Origin of the sequence: Paenibacillus tyrphae (assembly GCF_024158745.1) — a bacterium.
GTDB lineage: Bacteria > Bacillota > Bacilli > Paenibacillales > NBRC-103111 > Paenibacillus_G > Paenibacillus_G tyrfis_A.
Map to the genome: position 1 here is coordinate 14092 of NZ_JAMZAW010000010.1, position 19085 is coordinate 33176.

Sequence of the window (19085 nt, forward strand, 5' to 3'; positions counted from 1 at the left end):
ATTTTGTATCATGTCATTCTTTCCTACAAAGGGTTTAGTCTATGACAGCCGGGATAATCCATTCCTTAATGAGTGCCCATCGATCACGGGGATGAATGATGAATTCCGATGCTATGGCTACGACCAGGTCTTGTTCCGGAATACAGCAGATGACATTACCGCCATCGCCTAGCGCCAAGTATGCGGAAACTCCACCCTCTTCGCGTAACCACCATAGATAACCATAGTTATGGGGGGGCATCGCTGTCGATTCGTCAATCCAGGCCTCGGAAACAATCCGATGATTGTCCCAATGGCCACGGTTCAGATATAGAAAACCGAAACGTGCCATATCACGGGGAGTTAACGTAAGTCCCCACCCTCCTGTGGAGTTGCCGTTCGGATCATGAACCCACCCTTTCACATTTTTCCCGAATAAATCCTCAAACCCGAATGATTTCATTTCGTAATCCGGGATTTCTTGCATGCCGATCGGCTTAAATAAGCGTTCGTTGGCAAACGCGCGGGCACTTGTTCCCGTGCTGCGAGTGAGGATGGCCGAAAGCAGGTGCGCCCCTGCGGTGGAATACTTAAACGCCCCAATACTTCCTTGTTGACCCAGCATATCCAGCGTATATTTTACCCAGTCGGGCTGCATGCACATCTTGTCCAGCGGTTCGTGCCAGTCCTCGAATGGGTAAGGAGCCGTCATTGTGAGAAGATGGCGTATGGTGATTTCGCGTTTCTGCTGATCGGCAGCATCGGGAACATATTCGGGAAAAAAATCCAGCACCTTCTGATCTACACTCTTAATATATCCCGCATCGACGGCAATACCTATAAGGGCGGATAGTATGCTTTTCGTTACAGACGCCACATGGTGCGAATCGTCCGGGCCATAGCCGTTATAATAGCTCTCATAAGCGATGTATCCATTCCTCACAACAACAATACCGTTGATATTGCTGTACTCGGATTTTATCGTTGGTTCGAGCGCTGAAAGCTTTTCAGAGTCCATGCGCAAGGTGACCGGCTCTGAGGCTTGCCATTGTGTCGCTGGCCAGTAGTTTTCTTGCATGATAGCACCTCTCTATTTTTTCTTTATGGGAAAATATACCTCGGTCTCCATCTCCTCAGGACCGGCGGCTTGATTCGGGTCGGTTACATACACTTCATACGGGGATTTCACCAAGGCATATCCTTCGTTTTCTACCCATTCCCTCAGCTTGGCGTATACCGATGTCAACTCTGAATAGGAACCCTTTAACACAGACTTCGCGCAGAGGCCTCCGGGCAAATCTCTCGTTCCTTTTACTGGCTCCTTGATCGGGATGGCAAACTCGGTATCATTGCCGGCAGGATTGTATTCAGCGCTGTGATATATCGTCATTGGCGTACCGAGCATGGTGAGTTTTTCCTTAGCAATCTTTTCATAGAGCCTGCCAAAATACTTTCCATATCCTGCAGCATAGTCATCACTGCTCAACATCTCACGCATATAAAGGATATTCCTGGGCTGGGTTTCAACAAGCTGTACTTCGATCTTGTCAAGGTATGACATCATGGGGATGCCCTTCTCTAAGCTTAAAATGTCATTGCTCATTTGGTTTAGGGTATATTCTAAAGCATGCAGCTTCTCCTGTATTTCCCTTCTCTTGCGATGAAGGGCAGAACAAAGCTTCTCTTCGGATTGATCCTCTTCCAATTCAAGAACAGCTTTGATTTCTTCCAAAGAAAAATGATAAGATTTCAGGCGGTTGATAAAGAGCATCTTTTTGAGCTGCTTGATGGAATAATAACGATAACCGTTTTCAGGATTAATCTCATCGGGATGGATTAACCCGATTTCTTCATAATACCGTAGCGTCTTTGTCGAGACTTCGCATATCTTCGAGAATTCTCCAATCGATAGCAAAAGGTCACCTCCATTCTTCCTGTTTTGATGCGAGCTTTGTTCCCTTTCACTGTACAGCTTACCCTAAGGGTAAAGTCAACGGCAAAAAGAATAAAACGACCGTTTCCCGGTGGAATACCGAAAAACGGTCGTGACATAAATGAGTTCAGCCCATCGCTTCCAGACTTTCCGGAATAATCTGCCCGCCATCGACGATGATCGTTTGGCCTGTAATATAACCTGCCTCCTTCGAAGCCAAAAAGATAGCGGCGTAAGCGATATCTTCGACGCTTCCGAGCCGCTTGAGCGGGATAGACGCCGTCATCGACTGCAAATATTGGTCTCCAAGGCCTTCCAGCCCTTCGGTCATAATGTTGCCGGGCATGACGGCGTTAATCGTAATGTTGTAACGCGCCAGCTCAAGCGCTGCACTGCGCATAAAACCAAGCTGAGCAGCTTTGCTCGCGCCGTAGTGCGACCATCCGGCATAGCCGGTGACCGGCCCCGTAATCGACGAGGTAACGATGATGCGGCCATAGTCCGCTTTCTTCAGGAAAGGCAGGCAGGCTTGAAGAGAATACAGCGTCCCGCGTGCATTCGTGCTCATCACTTGATCCCACTGCTCGCCGGTCATCTCCTCAATCGGCGCATTCGGAAAAATACCCGCATTGGCGCACAGCACGTCGATCCCTCCGTACATACCGGCCGTCTCGTTGGCCACGCGCTTCATCGACTCCAAATCGGCGACATTGCCTTCGAAGGCATGAGCAACGCCTCCGTTCTCCCGGATTTCCGCCACCGTTTCCTCCGCATTCGTCAAGCTACGTGCGACAACGGCGACCTTTGCCCCCTTCGCGGCGAAGGTTCTGGCAATTCCTTTGCCGATTCCTTTGCTCGCTCCGGTCACAATGACCGTCTTATCCTTCAGTGGCGTCAGCATGCAATAACACTCCTGTTCTCTTTAAGAATGAGCTGCTATTTTTTCCATTAGCTGGTTCCACTATGATCGTACTACAAATCCAAATGCGGAGGCAACATATGGAATCACTCTGACTGGACAAGCAGCTTAATTCCATAATACAAAAAGACCGCGGATCACGCGGTCTTTAATGAGATCCTATTTTTACAATGAAAGAAATGCATGCAAAGCTTATTCTTCAGGTAAATCCACATTGTGATAAACTTGTTGAACATCCTCCAGATCTTCGAGAGTATCGACTAATTTCTCGAACTGTACCAGAGCGTCTCCCGAAAGAGTCACATAATTTTGCGCCAGCATCGTCTGTTCTGCAACGATAAATTCCGTAATGCCCGCCTGCTTGAACGCGGATTGCACGGCATGAAACTGATCCGGCTCGGCATAGACGATAACCGAATCCTCTTCCTCCGCAATATCCCGAACGTCTACATCTGCCTCCATCAATAGCTCCAAAACTTCGTCGGATGTTTTCCCTTCGACCCCGAAGACGGCCGTCGGACTGAACATATAAGTTACAGAACCGCTGACTCCCATGCTTCCGCCGCTTTTATTGAAAGCTGAACGTACGTCCGCAGCAGTACGGTTTACGTTATTGGTGAGCGTATCGACGATGATCATGGCGCCGTTCGGACCGAATCCCTCGTAACGGAGCTCCGTATAGTTCTCTTCCGAGTTTCCTTTCGCCTTCTCAATCGCGCGGTCGATGATGGCTTTCGGTACGTTGTATGTTTTGGCTCGTTCGAGCACGAATTTTAAAGCTTGATTGGATTCCGGATCAGGTTCACCCTTCTTCGCCGCGACATAAATCTCAACTCCGAACTTCGCATAGACCCGACTCGTACTGGCGTCCTTCGATGCTTTTTTCTCTTTAATATTATTCCACTTACGTCCCATACTGGTACCCGCTTTCTCTTTCTTATTTTGATCCTTTCCCTATTATATTTAATAAAGCGGTATTTGGACAAGTTCAGCATGTCGAAATCCTTGTTTAAAAATGAAAAAGCCGCAATAGATGCGACTTTTATCATAAGATTTATATCCCCGCCCAGACATCTTTGGCATAGCTGCCATTCAACTGAAGACGTTCCAACCATTGTTCCGCTTCTTGCTTATCGACCCCGTGGACGGCCTGGTAAGCTTTCTGCAGCTCGTTTTCGACATCGGGGGCCATTTTGCTGCCGTCTCCACACACGTAAAGCCGTCCGCCAGCGTCAAGAATGCGGATTAACTCTGCCGCATTCTTCGCCATCAAATGCTGTACGTACGTTTTGGGTACGCCTTCCTTGCGGGAAAAAGCCGTATGAAGCGTAACCACGCCGTCTTTTTCGTATTGTTCCAGCTCTTCACGGTAAATATAATCCGCTTCGTTCCTGCAGCCGAAATACAGATGGGCTTCGCCCAGCGATTGTCCTTCCCGCTTCATCTGCGCTCGAGCCTGCAGGAACCCGCGGAATGGCGCTACCCCCGTCCCCGGCCCTACCATAATCACGGGAGTCTGCGGATCTTCGGGGAGCTGAAAGCCGGATTCCGGCGTACGAACGAACATGACGATGTTCTCTCCCGACGGACGTTCCGCCAAATAATTCGAGGCGACCCCGACATATTCCCCTTGTCCGCTCCAAGCCGGACTGCGGACGATACCCACCGTAATGCTGGCCCGGCCTGCGTTTATCCGAGGGGAACTGGATATCGAATAATATCTGGGTTTTAGCGGAGGCAATAGCTCCAAAAACTTCGCAAACGGAATTTCGCAGGCTTCGTATTTTTCAACAAGGTCAAGCATCGTGATCCGTTTCTTCAAAATCTGTTCTTCGTAGGTCCCCTCTTCTAACAAAGCTTCCAATTCGCGCTTGTGCGGAGGACAAACCGTAAATGCGGCAACCTCACGGATCTGGGCTCGCGTTGCCGCCTCCTGCAGCTCCACATTATGGCTAAGCAGGTCCGAGAGCGATACGGGCCGGTCTAAAGGTAGATGGGATGCACTGACTCCGCTTGCCGTCAAAATCACTTGCTCTTTCTCACTCAAGCCAAAGCGTCGCAGAATGCGGCCGACATTCTCTTTTCTGTTGCTTGGAAAGACGCCAAGGTGATCGCCCTCTTGATACGCAACCTCCTCCGGCAATTCGATCTCGATATGCCGCGTGCTGCGTCCGCTGCCAGACTGCTGAAGTTCGCGGTTTTCCGCGATTGTCGCGTGAACCGCATCGTACGATTGAGCGAGAGGCGTCTCTGCAAAGCCGCTGACAAACTGAATGTTCAGGGTGTTCCGTTCTTTTTCCGCATTTTCGTTCAGTTTTAGATCGAATGTCTTCATCGCATCGGTCCACATTTGACTTTTCCATGTCTCAAACTGCTTTTCGAAGTCGCCGCTCGCATCAGCCTCCCCGCGAAGGGAGAATCTTGTCGCACCTTTTGCTGCGAGCTGTTCATCAATGAATCTCGGCACCTCTTGATACGTCGAGGCCCAGTTGTGGTCCCCGCAGCCAAATACGGAATAATGCACGCCGCTAAGCTCGCCCGCTTCCACCTGCTCCAGCCATTGAACGAACTGTCGCGCATTGCCCGGCGGTTTGCCGTTATAAGAAGAGGTGATGATGATTAAAGCGCCTTCCTTCGGCAAATGGCCCAACCGATCGTTCAATGCCGCCGCTTCGCTTCGTATACCGTGTAAACGGGCGAGGTCCGCCAGTTCTTTGGCGATGCGTTCAGCGGTTCCCATGTTGGAGCCGTAAAGCACGAGCAGCGGTCGGTTGTTCACTCCGATGACGGAAGCTTGCTGCGCTTGTTTTGCAGGGCCGGGAGCCTGGGCAAGGTCTTCTCCCCGTTTGTCGGGATGCGTAGCGGTTATTTTCTTATCCCGCAATTGAACACGGATCTTGAAATCGTCCGGCTTCAGCGTCAGCGTTTGTTTGACTTTCAACTGGTAGTTCAAAGGATCGAGCAATTCGAATTGCTGAAGGACCATCCCGAGCACCAAAGTCGCTTCGTGAAGCGCAAACTGCATGCCGATACAGGCTCGTTGCCCATTCCCGAACGGTTTATAGGCATGGTTCGGTACTTGGGCAGGGTCTTCGAACCGTTCCGGCCGGAATTGTTCCGCATCTTCCCCCCATACCCCTTTATCCCGGTGAAGCTTGGGCAAAACAATGGAAACGGCTTCCCCTTTCTTAATGGGATACTTTCCTCCAATGACGGTATCTTCCTTGGCGAACAAGCTAAATTGGGGAGCGGTCGGCCATAGACGCAAAGACTCGTTCAAAATCATTCGGATATATTTCAGCTTCAGAACTTGTTCGTACGTTGGCGTTGCGTCTGTTAGCACTTCGTCCACTTCGGCGTAAGCTTTTTTTAATACTTCCGGATGCTTTAATAAAAAGTAAATCGTAAATGACAATAGTCCGCTTGTGGTTTCATGACCGGCGATCAAGAATGTGATAATTTGGTATCGAATATTTTGATCATCCAGCTGTTGACCGGTCTCGGGATCTTTGGCGGTCAGCATTCGGGCAAGCAAATCGGTTTCTCCCTGGTCCCCTTTTGCTTTGCGCTCGGCGATGATTTTATCGACCAAGGAGAACATCGATTGAATATCTTGCTCGTACTGGCGTTTGGTTTTCACCATCAGCATGTTTTGAATCGGCAGCCTGTTGCCGTAATGCATCGCTTCATCCAGGGAACGAACCATACTGACAATAAAAGGATTTGGCGTTTCCCGGTAGTAGCTGTTGAAACGATAGTTAAATCCGCACAATCCAATAGTATCCAGGGTAAGCCGTGTCATATCGTCCGGAACGTCGATGCTTTCGTCCGGATTAAGGCGCGCCCATTTTTGGACGAGCAGCACAGCAATATCCACCATCATGTCATGATACCCCTTCATCGCTTGAAGGCTAAAGGAAGGCATCAGAATCGCATGCGCCTTTTTCCAATTCGGCTCTTCCGTAAGACTTGTGAACAGTCCGTCTCCGGCAAAATCGCGTACTTTAAGCAAATGACCTATCGCTTTGTCAAAACGCGATTCGTCACACACATCGGCCACCAAGACGGGTCCGGAGATGATATAAACAGATCTTCCCAATGCCTCAAAGCGGAAAATAGGACCGTACTCGTCAGCAAGTTTACAAAAAGATAAAGTAGGCGAATCCTTATCGATCAAAGGGATATTCCCTAGAACGCCATAGGTTTTGGGCTGGGGGATCAGCATCAGATTTTCCATAAAGAAACCTCCCTCTTTTTTATAATTAACCAGACACGCAGCAATCTCTTTCCAACCTAATATTCCCCAACATGGCTAACAAAAATTACCCTAAAGGATCATTCGGAAGAAAAGTTCTTTTTTTGTCCCTTCGAAAACTTATTCGAAAGTATGGGTTTATTTTAACCGCGGCGATCCATAATATCCAATGTATAATTGAACATCAATTCATTACATTGAAACAATGAATGGAGTCAGGGAATGGAACTGCAGCAGCTTCGCTATTTTCAAACCGTAGCCCGAATGGAGCACATGACACAGGCAGCCGAAGAATTAAACATTACCCAACCGGCGCTGAGCAGAACGATCTCCCGATTGGAAGAGGATATCGGCGTTCCCCTATTTGAAAGAAAGGGCCGTCATATTCGGCTGAATCGATATGGCGAAATTTTTCTTGCCCATCTGGAGCGGTCGTTTCTGGAGCTGGATCAAGCCAAGAAGAAAATCAATGACATAGCCCGGATCGAAAATCTCTCGGTCTCCATTGCTACCACAAACGTCAGTATATTTCCGAGTCTGGTATCGGCTTTTCTGCGTCAATACCCGGATATCCGGATTCGTCAGTACTTGCGAAGCGACATCAATATGTACCAATTGCTAGAAAAAGGCGAGATCGACATGTGCATTTCTTCCGAGCCTATAGAAGGCCCTGATATCCAATGGGACCCTTTATTTTCGGAAGAATTGTTATTGCTGGTGCCAAGAGAAGAACGCTTTGTGCATCGTCAGGAAATACGGCTGATCGAAGTCGCCGGCGAAAGATTCATTAGCAGCAATACGAGCTACGATTCTTCGAATTGGCTTGAAAAGCTTTGCCAGCAAGCCGGTTTTGCTCCCAAAATTTCATTCGAGGGAAATGATTCCGTGGTCATCGGAGAAATGGTGAGTCTCGGTCTTGGCATCTCGTTTATCCCGAAGCCTCTTTGGGAAAAGTTCTCTGATATCGTAAAGGATCGGCTTCACGTTCTGACCATGACCGAGCCCCATTGCACCATGACGACCGGCATATCGAGAATCATGGGCCGTTATCTGCCCACAGCCGCGCATGCCTTCTACAGCTTCGCGATTCAGCGAACTTGGGATGAAAAAAATGGACATTCCGTCTTTTGAAAACGGATGTCCATTTTTGGTATGAGATATTCGCTTATCGGCGTCCCCGAAAGGTGCGGCGCAAGTCGTCAACCCACTGGTCGGGAATTTCCCAGGGGATGAAGTGACCGCCGCGGTCGTGAACGGCGATATTGACATGGTTGTACCAGGACGCGCGGTCGCTGTCCAGAAAGTGCCGAACCCGGTTTTCGGTCGTAATGCCCGGCGGATTCTCATAGCCTACGAACGTAATGCCGGTAGGCGCTTCTATAACCGGCCATCGGTCGTGAGACGGTGTCCACGGGTAACGGTTGGCGTTCGCGTAGACGCGTATGGAGGTTTCGATGGCGTTGTTCGCCCAGAAGATCGTCGCGTGGGTAAGCAAATCGTCCTTCGAAAAGACACGCTCGATGTTTCCGCCATTGTCGCTCCATTTGGCCCATCGCTCCAGAATCCATGCAAGCATGCCTACCGGGGAATCGCTCAGCCCGTAAGCGAGCGTACTCGGATCGAGCACGTGTACGGCGAGATGCGACGCGAAACGACGATCGAACTTCAAGATCTCGCTCCGTATGCTTTCAGGGATATCGTCGGGAATAGGCTGCCCTCCGGAGAAATCCCAGGCACGATCACCGTTGAAAAAGGTGAGCTTTTGTGCGGACCCGATGTGGATCGCGTAGAGCTCGTCGCTATATTTGTGTCCGAGCTGGCCGGTTACAAGGGCTCCTACATCGCATCCCCCGGCGGCGTACTTATCGTAACCGAGAATCTCCGTCATGAGCACGTGCCAAAGATCGGCGACCTTCCAGAAATTCATGTCCGGATTGTTCGGCAGAGGCGTCGAGAACCCGAAGCCCGGAAGCGATGGCACGATCACGTCGAAGGCCTCCGCGGGATCTCCCCCGAATGCGCCGGGGTCGGCAAGCGGATCGATAACCTTGGACCAATGCCAAAACGTCCACGGCCAGCCGTGGGTCAAAATCAGCGGAATCGGGTTCAGTCCTACGCCGGGCTTGCACATAAAGTGGACAGGAACGCCGTTGACGTTTACTTTGTAATGCTCGTAGACGTTGATCGCGGCCTCGGATTTGCGCCAATCAAATTCGTTGATCCAGTAGTCGACCAGTTCCTCAAGGTAGCGCCGGCTGACGCCGTAATACCAGTCGTCGTTGCCGGCATCGAGGGGCCATCTGGTAGATTTCAGCCGTGTTCTCAAATCTGCAAGCAGATCGTCTGGCACGTAGATAGGAATCGGTTCAAGCGCGAAAAGAGATTGTGTCATGAGTACTCCTCCTTGGACCAATAAAATGTGAGTACGAAGCTGCCACAGTTTGGGCTAAGTGTTTCCAAGCTGGGCAAGGCGCGTCAATGCAGGCAGTGCGGATGCGATAGCACCTCTTTCCTCTGGAGAGAGCCCTGCAATAAGCTTGGCGATCCGCATTATGCGCTCGGACCGGCGTGAATCGATGACGCCGGCCCCTTGGGGGGTGATGTGGACGAGCACCGCACGACCGTCACTCGGGTCGGGACGGCACTCAACCAGCCCATCGCGTTCGAGCCGAGTCACCAGCTGCGTAATTGCGGATTGCGTTACCTGTTTCGTCGCAATCAGCTCGCTCAGCCTCATAGGGCTTCTAAGAGATAGTGTGTGTAACACGGATAGCGTAGTGAAGCTTAGCTTTTCGATAGACGGCATCCGAATGAAAATCCTCGTCAATTCTTCGAACACCATGGCGAAGTCGCTAACGTTCAGTTCAGATAAGTTCGTTTTAGGTTCCATGGATAAAATTACATCAGCAACTTATATAAATATCTAATATATATCCAATTTTTGTGTTTTTTACAGGTGAATCTGTTCGAAGAAAATAAAGTCCTAGACTGGCCGCTGTGGTTAACATTCAACTATCGTAATCCGTTAACGTAATGGTCTATGATCCTTGTGTTACGTTTCTCATTACAAATTGGTCTAATAAAAGATTTTTGTATTGGTTCTATATCATATACCAATAAGCCAATATAATTTATTTATACTAACCTTTGTTACTCTTATTATAATTGAAAGGATGATCCAAAATCGCAGGAATATCGAATAAACAAATCTCGATTGACATTGTGCCACTGAGAGTAGAAGACCGTAACCGCTGGAACATCTTGGCTCGAGGTTATAAAACCTTTTACGAGACTGAGCTCCCCGACTCAACATATGATGAGGTGTGGCACCGATTGCTGAACGCCGATGGTATATATGGTTTTGGCGCGCACCTACAAGGAAATTTGGTCGGTATAGCTCACTACCTATTCCATCGCGCTATCTGGATGGAAGATTCCTGCTACCTGCAAGATCTATTCGTCGACGAAGCTGCCCGGGGGCATGGGGTAGCTCGCGCGCTCATAGAGCGGGTCGCGAAATCGGCGCGCGAACATAACGCTTCTCGATTCTACTGGCAAACTCGTCACGACAATACCACAGCTCGTTTGCTCTATGACAAGGTCGCCAATCACAAGGGGTTCATTCGCTATGATTATCCGCTAGAGTAAAATATACTTCTACTTTGTAAGCTCAGATAAGGTTGTTCCTAAATATTACTGCCAGTTAGCTTAATGGCTTCATGACAATCACCCATACGGCTCATGAAGTGCAAACGTACAATAGGGTAACGTTTAATCCGTTACACCCATGAATGCGGAACCGTTCTCCAAGAAGTTCTATTATCGGAGAGTGATCTGGATGAAAATTGATATTGGCTGCGGCCTGAACAGCGATTTGAACGCCTCCCTTCCCCTCCCCGATAATACCGTCGAATTCGTCATGGCCAGCCGCTCCCTCCCCTATGTTCATCACTTTGAATCCGTCATGGGAGAGTTATACCGATTGTGTATTCATAAAGCCGCAGTCTGTATTTTGGCTCCTTATGCTCATAGCTTTGCTCTTGTATCCAATCCGTTGCTCAAGCACAAATTTGATGAGTATACGCCGCGCTATCTTGCCGCTTCCTTCTTTCAGCCTTCCCAGGGAGCTATTTGTCCTGAACTGTACGCTTATTGGCCGGAAACGCCTCCGCCCTACGACTTTCGTTTGCTGCGCATGGAGCTGTTTTATCAGGCGCCTTTTGTTCCGCCACTATATGAGCTTGAGGAGCTGGAAGTTTTGAAGACGCTGCAAGCCAATGTCGTACACGAGATCATGTACCATTTCGTTGTCATTAAAGAGCCTGTATCGGACGATGAGCTGGAACAGATGAGCCGCGGCGTCCTTCCCGAACCGAATCATGCGACGGATCTGCGCCGTGAGTACAATCATTTTTGAGATCGTTGTTCACCCGATGGATGAATGAAATGCTTTTCCAAAACAACAAAACCTCCCGTCTCGCTTTCGTCAAGCGGGATTGGAGGTTATTGGCCGTCTCGGGCTGGAATGAAAAAGACAGCAATCCTGTGATGTGCGATAGATTGGTTTAAGATAGCGGTGCCCAAACTGCTCTTGTCCAAGCCATGCGCATCCCAATTCGTTCCATGTTATTTTGACTGGAGCTCCCAAAACGCGCTTGTGCTGCAACAAGCTCACAACCGGCTTTGTACGCTTCATGCATCCGCCAATTCAAAAGAGCAGTTTGCAAGCCCTTCTGTCTAAATTCGGGAATCGTTGCCGCTAACGTGAAGGAGGCGATGTCTCCGCTAACGTACATGACAGCCACAGCGGCCGGCACATCATTCCAATAAGCCAAAAACAATTTCCAACCGGGACGGTTTAGTAAACCTATGTTGTTGTTCACAAAGTGGTGCTTATGTGCGAGATCCATACCGGACCCGACACAATGGATACCCGCATAGATGTCAAAATCGGTTTGATTGTCAATTTGGCGTATTTTTATATTTGGAGGGAGCTCCGGCAAGTCCTCTCTGGGCAGACCATATAGCACAGAGTGAAAGCTCTCCTGGAACAATCCGTTCTCGGCTAAATGCCTACATAACGTTGGGCTGGCAGAGCCGGGATTTAGATCCAACTGAAATGCTCTATCTCTTTCGCGATAGAAATGAATAATTTCCTCTAGCCTGCCCAAGTCTTCTTGCGAGAAACCCTTAAGCGAATTAAATAAACCCCAGGGCATCGTTCGGATATAAAAAGCCGTCGAGCTTCCAAATTTTCTAATTTCGACCCCTTCCGGATTACCGCTCCGTTCACCGATCGAACGAATCCTTGAAGTAAAGAAATCGATTTCAGACTGTTCTATCCGTTTAGCCAATTGTTCGTTAATTACCGGTAACCGCAATTTATGGTCACTTCCTATTCCGGTTTAATCCAATACACACAGCGGCTGTCGCCTTTTAAGATATGCTCGCCTCTTGCGATTTCAATCCCGTCGCCAAGGATGCGTTTGAACATGTCCAATTCCTTCTTGCAAAGTCCGGTGCATGCTTTCGCCGCCTCGCAAATCGGGCAATGCTTCTCTACGAGGCAAAAGGAGCCGTCGGAGTTCTCGATCACATCGGCCATATATCCTTCAGCCGTTCGCGATTCCGCAAGAGTCTTTAATTTTTCCTTGAGCGGCAGGCTCGCCGGCACTTTGTTCCGGTAGTCCTCCAGTTGTTTACGGTTACGAATTTCCAGCAGTTTCTCCAAGCCTTCGTCTCCGAACGCTTCTTTCATCGATTCGATCAAACTGACTGTAAGATCGGCGTACCCGTCAGGAAACAGCCGATTTGCCTCGGAAGTAAGCGTCCACATCTTCGCAGGCCGCCCCATCGTCCTCGATTCTTCCTTGAAGGTGACCAGCCTTTGCTCCTGCAGATCATATAAGTGCTGCCGCACCGCCATCGCGGTAACCCCAAGCTGGCTGGCCAAGCTTAAAGCGTCCATGGAGCCGTTGTGTTTGAGCAGTTTCACAATGGCTCTTCGTGTTCTTTCGGCACCTGCTTTTGCGTGGGAATTCGCTTTTTCCATTCCATTCACCTTTAATCTGCTCGCTAAAGCAGAACGTGATCTGCCAAAAAAAGAGCAGTCCCCTATACCGTCATTTTGATTCTAGGTATCCATCGAAATATGATCCCATTCTTCGTTGCGGTGACCTATGATCCAGAACAATCCCCGGCGTCTTTCCAAGACGACGCTTTCGTTCATACCGGCCGGGGCTTCCTCCCCTTGGATTCGGCTGTTGACGCACGCCCAGTGAAGCCGATAAATTTTGTCAGCCTCATCCAACATTTCTTCCTTGCTGCGCATCGCGGTTTTCAGAACGAATTGTTCGAACGTTTCGCAACTGGAAACGACCTCAATCGCATAGTCACAGTCGCATACTTGATCGGGAAAATCAAGCGTCTCCACAAGACCCAGTGCCCAAATAAGCGCCCAGTACGCTTCATATTGCCAGGAAATATTGATCGCCTCTTCCCTAACCGGCTCATCATCCTGCAATAGCTTTTTTTCGTTCTCTGTGAGGTACTCTTCCACGCCAAATTTTTGCAGCATGCCGGTGAAAAAGTCTCTCGACCCCTGAATATCTTCGCCTTGCGCCACGTCGCAAGCGAATTGGATGACGATTAATAAGGCTACCGCTCTTCTTGCGATGTCTTCTTTTGTTTTAAACTGGCATTGTTCCAAGGGCGGAAGCTGCGGCAGTCCGTGAATAAACGGAATCCCTCTTTCGCTTAAGTAGGCGATTGTCTTGCTTTTTCGTTGTTCGCCTTCCTCGGATGTGATTTCAGGGCCTAGCACCTTTCTGGTGCAGGCGTGAGGCCTGAAGTTAGACGGGCCCGATGTACCGTCGGGATATACAATGACCTCTCCCGCTTGATCAAGCAAAATTCCGTTCGGCAAAAAGCCGATTCCTCCGATTCGCGACAGCAGCCCCGTAAATAATTGCATCTGCCCGTCGGTTATGTCCTTCTCCGTTTCGATGGCAAGCATCGTATTTAAGACGGATATTTGCGTCATGACCAACCCTTTAAGGTTCTCGTCTTCAAAAGGAATGCGATCATAGAACCCCATCATCCCGGGAATATTGTTAGCGAAGTAATCGGGATTCGTATCCTCGGACGCGACTCTTATCGTCATCTTATGTTTGCTGAACAGCGTTTTGGACTTGAGAAAATAATCATTGTCGTCTCTCTTGATTTCGTAGCCTTTTGCAAATACGTCCGATATCGTAGTTTCGATATCATCAATGTCGTTCCTGGATGCGAATATCGTGAAGTGTTTCAAAATGTGTTCCTCCCCAAATCCATCATTTGCCTATGTTTGAATTTACTCTATAAGAGCATCGAGTTCAATAGATAATAACGATTATTTTAATCTAAACACTTGACCTTAGGTCTGACCTAAGGTGTATCGTTAAGATATTCCAAGCCCCATCCTAGGAGTGACCTTTATGAAGAGTGAAATTACGATTAGTGAATTAGCTAAGCTTATGAACGTGTCTGTTCATCAAATTCGTTATTTTGAAGAGAAAGGAGTCCTACAACCTGCTTATACGGATACTAATCAGTACAGAATGTATAGCATCGATCAAATTTATCAGCTAGCGCATATTCTGTTGCTTCGCAAACTGAGAGTGCCTGTTCAGTCCATAAAAGATTGCATGACTTCCTATTCCGCGGATCAATATCGCCAGCTTCTTCATCATTCCCTGCGGGAAATCGATGCGGAGCTGCAGCGGCTCCAAGAGCTTCAGCAGTTCATCAAAAAAGTTTTGCACGAACAACAGAGCTTCAGCTCGCAGCCCAATCCGTACCAAATCAAGCGGCGTGATACCACTTATCTGGCACGTTGGATTGAAATGGATTCGCACACGAAGCTAAATGCCGCACGATTGGCTGAACAGACGAAGCGCGTTCCGAACTTGTTCGAATCGGACATTCATTATGTATACGACGGTTCGAGCACCGTTTCCTTATTTCTGGAAACGCAGGCGCCCGGCGATTTGTCTCTGCCTGAGGGCGATTACCTTTCCATACAGAGTCTTGTGAATGAAGATGAAGATCTTGAACCGTTGATCGAACAGTTTTACGGCTATGCCGCTGCGCAATCTCCTGTCATCACAGGTCCTCTGATTCTCATTGAAAAATCTTATTTATCCCTATTTAGTCAAAGCCAGTTGCACTACGAGCTGCAGGCCTTAATCGAGCCGGCTGCAAAATCCTAGGGGAGGAATCGAACATGACAGCAGCCCCCATAACGATCGAACCAATACAAGCCAAGTATAATCCACAGGTCGGCCGATTGCTTGTACTCGGGTTTGGCGGAAAATTTCAAAACCTGACGAACATGAATGATGGCGAGCTCGCCCTTTTCTTCGAAAAGCTTCTTGACCATTTACCAACTGATCCGGCAAGTCAACGAATGGTCGCCCTGCAGGAGGGAGAAGTGATCGGAACCATATCCATCAAGTGGAGGCCCCAATCTGCTACGAAGCAAAAGCAAAAGCTCGCTTCGTGGAAAAGCTTCAATCGGTTTGGAACATGGAAGCTGCTTAAAATGTTGATCGGGTTATATTTATTCGACCATAACCCAAAGGCCGGAGAATGTTATATTGCAGACGTTGCTGTCCATCCGGACCATCGAGGCAAAGGAGTCGGTAAGCTGCTATTGCAATGGGCCCAGTATTTTGCAGAAACGAAGCAAAGCCTCGATCGGCTAAGTTTGTACGTCTCGGGTAAAAACCCGCGGGCGAAGCATTTATACGAGCAGCTATTATTCCGTACACATTCACAATCGAAAAGTCTAGTGTGGCATCTCTTATTCAAGGAAAAGAAATGGGATTACATGGTGATGAGCTTTAAACGGATCAGCGCGTCAAAGGGAGATGATGCGGTATGAGTCAATCTATAAATCCATCAAAAGAGCGAATAACCGCCCTTGATTTTGCGAGAGCATTGGCGATCTTTGGCATGATAATCGTGAACTATAAGCTTGCCATGCAGGCAGAGAATGGCGGACCGGCATGGCTGCAATCGATAGCAGGTTTGTTTGAAGGAAGAGCATCCGCATTGTTCGTCGTGCTGGCCGGCATTGGGGTGTCATTAATGACCTCGAAAGCGCGAAATTCAATGAACGAAGAGCTCATTCGTCAAAGCCGGAACAGCTTGTACCGGCGAGCCGTTTTCCTGTTTGTAGCTGGCGTGATTTTATTGTTAATGGGCTGGAGCGCCGACATTTTGCATTATTATGCCGTGTTCATGCTAGTCGCTGCGGTCTTGATCACCGTATCCGATAATAAAATACTCGGTCTGTTCTCGATGATTCTGTTAACATCGCAGTTATTATTAGTCCTACTCGATTACACTCAAGGGTGGGACTCGAGTTTTAAGCAATATGCGGGCTTTTGGACGATAGAAGGGTTCACCCGCAATCTGTTATTTAACGGATTCCATCCTGTCTTTCCTTGGTTGAGCTTCTTCCTCATCGGCTTGTGGATTGGCAGAAAGCGTTGGCTGAATAAACAAAACCGATCGAAGGTACTGCTCTATTCGCTGTCGGGAACGGTTGTTTTTGAAACGATTTCTTCCGTTTTGGTCCAATGGAAAACGCCTGCATTCGGTAAGGCGGCCTATTATCTTTTTGGGACTAAACCGATGCCGCCCAACATGCTGTATGTATTATCCGGCATTTGTTCAGCTTTGGCCGTTATTGCGATCTGTGTTTATATCGTCGAAAAATTTGAGAATTCCCTTCTGACGCAGGCGGTGATCCATACCGGACAATTATCGTTATCCCATTATATCGGGCACATCGTTATTGGATTAGGGCTGCTTGAGACTGTGGGTTATTTAGAAAATGGCAAACTTTCAATCGCTATGGCATATGGGACCGTTTATTTCATGCTGGCCATCGTTTTTTCGGCAGTGTGGAGAAAATGGATGAAACGAGGTCCGATTGAGTTGATCATGAGAAAATTTTGCTGAGTCGTGTAAGACGCGAAGGTTTTCTTCTCTTATATGGCCGTCGTACAAGCTGGAATAAGAGGGCAACAACCACGTCTTCATTGACGTGGTTGAATTTGTTGAGAAAGTGGTCAATTGAGATAATAGAGGTTACGAGGGGGTGAGGTATCCACTTCCGTTTGCATCTCATTTTTTGTAAAAACACGCTTTCTCAACTCTCAGAACCACGTTTTCAATTGACGTGGTTCTGATTCTAACCATTACCTTTAACTTGGGTCATATAAAATAATTTCCGCTACCGCCAACCGTTCCATGACCTACTGTTTCTGCCTCCTCGTCAGTCCCATTCGGGACTTTCGCTCTATTAAGAAGGCAACACCTGCAAGGTACCCTATCAATTTTTTAATTTTTCGTACCTGCTCCGTTGACAGGCCAAAAGCGAATGACAACTGAGCCTCGCTGCTCAATAATTACTAGATCGCTAGTATGTAATTTCACGGTAGTGACCATATATCCGTTATCGGAAAGATAGTCTCCAAATTCATGTCCGTGGCTCTGAAATAAGGCCGCAATATTCCGGGATGAACAAGGAATTTCCTCAACATGCTGGAGATTGTTAGTCTCATAGATTATCTTTGATTCCTGTATTGTAAAAGGAATTCGCTCACGGCAAAGATGGGCCACCGGATTTGGTAAAAATTCAAAAATGAATTTCTGGATGATTAATGCTTCTGGGTTTGTTGAATAATGGATTGAAATCCCCTTTAAACTGCCTTCCGGGTCCTCCGGAACACCGACCCATGGATTGGAACTGTTTGGATCGAATTTCGATTTTATTTTGAAATATAGGTGTCTTAGTTCATGAAATGTTGCACTTTCTACAAATAGAGTCGATTGATGCTCTTCATCGGATTCTTGATGGAACCTGACGATCAGAAGATCCAAACTATTGTTCATGAAGAAATCATTTCTTTTGGAAACAATAATTTCTTTAAATCGAAAGAAGTGGCCTCGGATAAGAGTTAAATCATTAGCATAAAGCTCGATATCTATTTCATCCTTATTTTGAATCCCTAGATAGACAAGCACATGCTTTGGAATGGCAATCTGTCCCTCTGCTGAAACCCGATAAACATCTTGATTGTTGTTTCCGAATAGAAAAGGTTGTTTTGGTTTGAAATTTATCTTAACTCGCTTGCCTACACCTGACTCGAACTCCTCATATTCAAGTATGGTGCCTGGCTCGATACGCATTCTTTCTCTTAAATGAATAGGGATTGTGAATAAAATTGGCGCCATATCAACCATAAAAACACCTTCCGCTCCGATTTATTATCTATATTATATAACGAATAATATGGATACTAAAAAGCCTCCTTATCCAATTATTGGATAGGAGGATTCTTATTCATAATTAGCGGACAGTCCAATGCCAAATCAAGGCTTGCTTTTCCACTTTTTTCACAAAATCGTCTTTTCCGTCGCCGTAACGCTCTATGTCATTTGGATATTTTTTGGCAAGTTCACTTTTTAATTCACCATAGTCCTTCGAAATTTCGGGATGATGGCAAAGATAGTCTCTAAACGATAGATGGCGCTCAATTTCTTGGACATTATCGTACTGGAACGCGTGAATATGGTGGGTTCGGTTGTCTCCCCCTTTACGGAAGTATCTTCTGCCGCAAATACCGAACTCGCCCATCACTTCGTAGCCGAGCTTTTCAAATTGTAGGGAGTAATTATCCAATGCGTTGATATCTTGAACTACAAGCAGGATATCAATAATGGGTTTCGCTTGCAGACCAGGAACGGAAGTGCTGCCAATGTGAAAGCTGTTCACGAATTCACCCTGGAAAGCTGCTTTAATTTCGCGTTCTTCCTTTAGATACTCTTCTTTCCAATAAGGATTGTGTTCCACAACAGTGATATTCATAGGTTCACCTCTACTCGCATTTCATATATTCACCTTGTTGCATTCGATTGAGGGCATTACATCAATATACAAAAGTTGG

The 19085-nt window shown here is 47.7% G+C and carries 18 protein-coding genes; 6 read left to right on the forward strand and 12 right to left on the reverse strand.

Annotated elements, in window-relative coordinates:
• Nucleotides 1–34: 34 nt before the first annotated feature.
• The 5 genes from NI000_RS16015 to NI000_RS16035 form a co-directional block, all read right to left on the reverse strand.
• Nucleotides 35–1057, reverse strand: coding sequence for a serine hydrolase domain-containing protein (locus tag NI000_RS16015; protein WP_253412178.1), 1023 nt, complete (start codon nucleotides 1055–1057; stop codon nucleotides 35–37).
• A gap of 12 nt (nucleotides 1058–1069) precedes the next feature.
• On the reverse strand, nucleotides 1070–1894 hold the full coding sequence (locus NI000_RS16020; RefSeq protein ID WP_253412180.1) for a MerR family transcriptional regulator: 825 nt from the start codon (nucleotides 1892–1894) through the stop codon (nucleotides 1070–1072).
• A 145-nt stretch (nucleotides 1895–2039) separates the two neighbouring features.
• Nucleotides 2040–2813 carry a 3-oxoacyl-ACP reductase FabG gene (fabG, locus tag NI000_RS16025; protein WP_253412182.1) on the reverse strand — a complete coding sequence of 258 codons (774 nt, stop codon included), beginning with the start codon at nucleotides 2811–2813 and terminating at the stop codon, nucleotides 2040–2042.
• A gap of 210 nt (nucleotides 2814–3023) precedes the next feature.
• Nucleotides 3024–3746 carry a YebC/PmpR family DNA-binding transcriptional regulator gene (locus NI000_RS16030; RefSeq protein ID WP_253412184.1) on the reverse strand — a complete coding sequence of 241 codons (723 nt, stop codon included), beginning with the start codon at nucleotides 3744–3746 and terminating at the stop codon, nucleotides 3024–3026.
• A 139-nt stretch (nucleotides 3747–3885) separates the two neighbouring features.
• A complete protein-coding gene (locus NI000_RS16035) occupies nucleotides 3886–7068 on the reverse strand; it encodes a bifunctional cytochrome P450/NADPH--P450 reductase (RefSeq protein WP_253412186.1) in 3183 nt (1060 codons plus the stop codon).
• Nucleotides 7069–7308: 240 nt separating this feature from the next.
• On the opposite strand from NI000_RS16035, the gene NI000_RS16040 reads away from it, so the two are divergent.
• Complete coding sequence (locus NI000_RS16040) at nucleotides 7309–8217, forward strand: LysR family transcriptional regulator (protein ID WP_301292529.1); 909 nt, start codon at nucleotides 7309–7311, stop codon at nucleotides 8215–8217.
• A gap of 34 nt (nucleotides 8218–8251) precedes the next feature.
• Here NI000_RS16040 and NI000_RS16045 read toward each other — a convergent pair whose 3' ends face one another.
• The gene (locus NI000_RS16045) at nucleotides 8252–9478 is read right to left on the reverse strand and encodes an epoxide hydrolase family protein (RefSeq protein ID WP_253412188.1); all 1227 of its coding nucleotides are present in this window, start codon (nucleotides 9476–9478) and stop codon (nucleotides 8252–8254) included.
• Nucleotides 9479–9532: 54 nt separating this feature from the next.
• On the reverse strand, nucleotides 9533–9976 hold the full coding sequence (locus NI000_RS16050; RefSeq protein WP_309247905.1) for a MarR family winged helix-turn-helix transcriptional regulator: 444 nt from the start codon (nucleotides 9974–9976) through the stop codon (nucleotides 9533–9535).
• A gap of 332 nt (nucleotides 9977–10308) precedes the next feature.
• On the opposite strand from NI000_RS16050, the gene NI000_RS16055 reads away from it, so the two are divergent.
• Complete coding sequence (locus NI000_RS16055) at nucleotides 10309–10734, forward strand: GNAT family N-acetyltransferase (RefSeq protein WP_309247906.1); 426 nt, start codon at nucleotides 10309–10311, stop codon at nucleotides 10732–10734.
• A gap of 190 nt (nucleotides 10735–10924) precedes the next feature.
• Nucleotides 10925–11503 (forward strand): hypothetical protein, encoded by a 579-nt coding sequence (locus NI000_RS16060; protein WP_253412192.1) that lies wholly within the window; start codon nucleotides 10925–10927, stop codon nucleotides 11501–11503.
• Between the two features lie 148 nt (nucleotides 11504–11651).
• Here NI000_RS16060 and NI000_RS16065 read toward each other — a convergent pair whose 3' ends face one another.
• The 3 genes from NI000_RS16065 to NI000_RS16075 form a co-directional block, all read right to left on the reverse strand.
• Nucleotides 11652–12467, reverse strand: a complete 816-nt coding sequence (locus NI000_RS16065) for a GNAT family N-acetyltransferase (RefSeq protein ID WP_253412194.1) — start codon at nucleotides 12465–12467, stop codon at nucleotides 11652–11654.
• Between the two features lie 14 nt (nucleotides 12468–12481).
• Entirely contained in the window at nucleotides 12482–13138 is a 657-nt protein-coding gene (locus tag NI000_RS16070; protein WP_301292530.1) for a helix-turn-helix transcriptional regulator, read from the reverse strand.
• An 81-nt stretch (nucleotides 13139–13219) separates the two neighbouring features.
• Nucleotides 13220–14395, reverse strand: a complete 1176-nt coding sequence (locus NI000_RS16075) for a DUF4272 domain-containing protein (protein WP_253412198.1) — start codon at nucleotides 14393–14395, stop codon at nucleotides 13220–13222.
• 166 nt (nucleotides 14396–14561) lie between these two features.
• Between NI000_RS16075 and NI000_RS16080 the strand changes: the two genes are divergently transcribed.
• From NI000_RS16080 to NI000_RS16090, 3 genes are read left to right on the forward strand one after another with little or no spacing between them, the layout of a single operon-like run.
• A complete protein-coding gene (locus tag NI000_RS16080) occupies nucleotides 14562–15335 on the forward strand; it encodes a MerR family transcriptional regulator (protein ID WP_253412200.1) in 774 nt (257 codons plus the stop codon).
• A gap of 14 nt (nucleotides 15336–15349) precedes the next feature.
• A complete protein-coding gene (locus NI000_RS16085; protein WP_253412202.1) occupies nucleotides 15350–16009 on the forward strand; it encodes a GNAT family N-acetyltransferase in 660 nt (219 codons plus the stop codon).
• Nucleotides 16006–17094, forward strand: coding sequence for a DUF418 domain-containing protein (locus NI000_RS16090; protein ID WP_253412204.1), 1089 nt, complete (start codon nucleotides 16006–16008; stop codon nucleotides 17092–17094). Before NI000_RS16085 ends, NI000_RS16090 begins: the two co-directional genes overlap by 4 nt.
• 381 nt (nucleotides 17095–17475) lie before the next feature.
• Here the strand turns inward: NI000_RS16090 and NI000_RS16095 are convergent, their stop codons facing one another.
• Both NI000_RS16095 and NI000_RS16100 read right to left on the reverse strand, forming a co-directional pair.
• Nucleotides 17476–18381, reverse strand: a complete 906-nt coding sequence (locus NI000_RS16095) for an AbrB/MazE/SpoVT family DNA-binding domain-containing protein (RefSeq protein WP_253412206.1) — start codon at nucleotides 18379–18381, stop codon at nucleotides 17476–17478.
• A 106-nt stretch (nucleotides 18382–18487) separates the two neighbouring features.
• Complete coding sequence (locus NI000_RS16100; protein WP_253412207.1) at nucleotides 18488–19006, reverse strand: GrpB family protein; 519 nt, start codon at nucleotides 19004–19006, stop codon at nucleotides 18488–18490.
• Nucleotides 19007–19085 lie beyond the last annotated feature (79 nt).

What these genes read in the sequence shown, in the direction of transcription:
- NI000_RS16030 (WP_253412184.1), bottom strand. Translation starts at nt 3,746, where the DNA reads ATGGGACGTAAGTGGAATAATATTAAAGAGAAAAAAGCATCGAAGGAC.
- NI000_RS16045 (WP_253412188.1), bottom strand. Translation starts at nt 9,478, where the DNA reads ATGACACAATCTCTTTTCGCGCTTGAACCGATTCCTATCTACGTGCCA.
- NI000_RS16015 (WP_253412178.1), bottom strand. Translation starts at nt 1,057, where the DNA reads ATGCAAGAAAACTACTGGCCAGCGACACAATGGCAAGCCTCAGAGCCG.
- fabG (WP_253412182.1), bottom strand. Translation starts at nt 2,813, where the DNA reads ATGCTGACGCCACTGAAGGATAAGACGGTCATTGTGACCGGAGCGAGC.
- NI000_RS16100 (WP_253412207.1), bottom strand. Translation starts at nt 19,006, where the DNA reads ATGAATATCACTGTTGTGGAACACAATCCTTATTGGAAAGAAGAGTAT.
- NI000_RS16050 (WP_309247905.1), bottom strand. Translation starts at nt 9,976, where the DNA reads ATGGAACCTAAAACGAACTTATCTGAACTGAACGTTAGCGACTTCGCC.
- NI000_RS16060 (WP_253412192.1), top strand. Translation starts at nt 10,925, where the DNA reads ATGAAAATTGATATTGGCTGCGGCCTGAACAGCGATTTGAACGCCTCC.
- NI000_RS16095 (WP_253412206.1), bottom strand. Translation starts at nt 18,381, where the DNA reads ATGGTTGATATGGCGCCAATTTTATTCACAATCCCTATTCATTTAAGA.
- NI000_RS16070 (WP_301292530.1), bottom strand. Translation starts at nt 13,138, where the DNA reads ATGGAAAAAGCGAATTCCCACGCAAAAGCAGGTGCCGAAAGAACACGA.
- NI000_RS16035 (WP_253412186.1), bottom strand. Translation starts at nt 7,068, where the DNA reads ATGGAAAATCTGATGCTGATCCCCCAGCCCAAAACCTATGGCGTTCTA.
- NI000_RS16080 (WP_253412200.1), top strand. Translation starts at nt 14,562, where the DNA reads ATGAAGAGTGAAATTACGATTAGTGAATTAGCTAAGCTTATGAACGTG.
- NI000_RS16090 (WP_253412204.1), top strand. Translation starts at nt 16,006, where the DNA reads ATGAGTCAATCTATAAATCCATCAAAAGAGCGAATAACCGCCCTTGAT.
- NI000_RS16085 (WP_253412202.1), top strand. Translation starts at nt 15,350, where the DNA reads ATGACAGCAGCCCCCATAACGATCGAACCAATACAAGCCAAGTATAAT.
- NI000_RS16040 (WP_301292529.1), top strand. Translation starts at nt 7,309, where the DNA reads ATGGAACTGCAGCAGCTTCGCTATTTTCAAACCGTAGCCCGAATGGAG.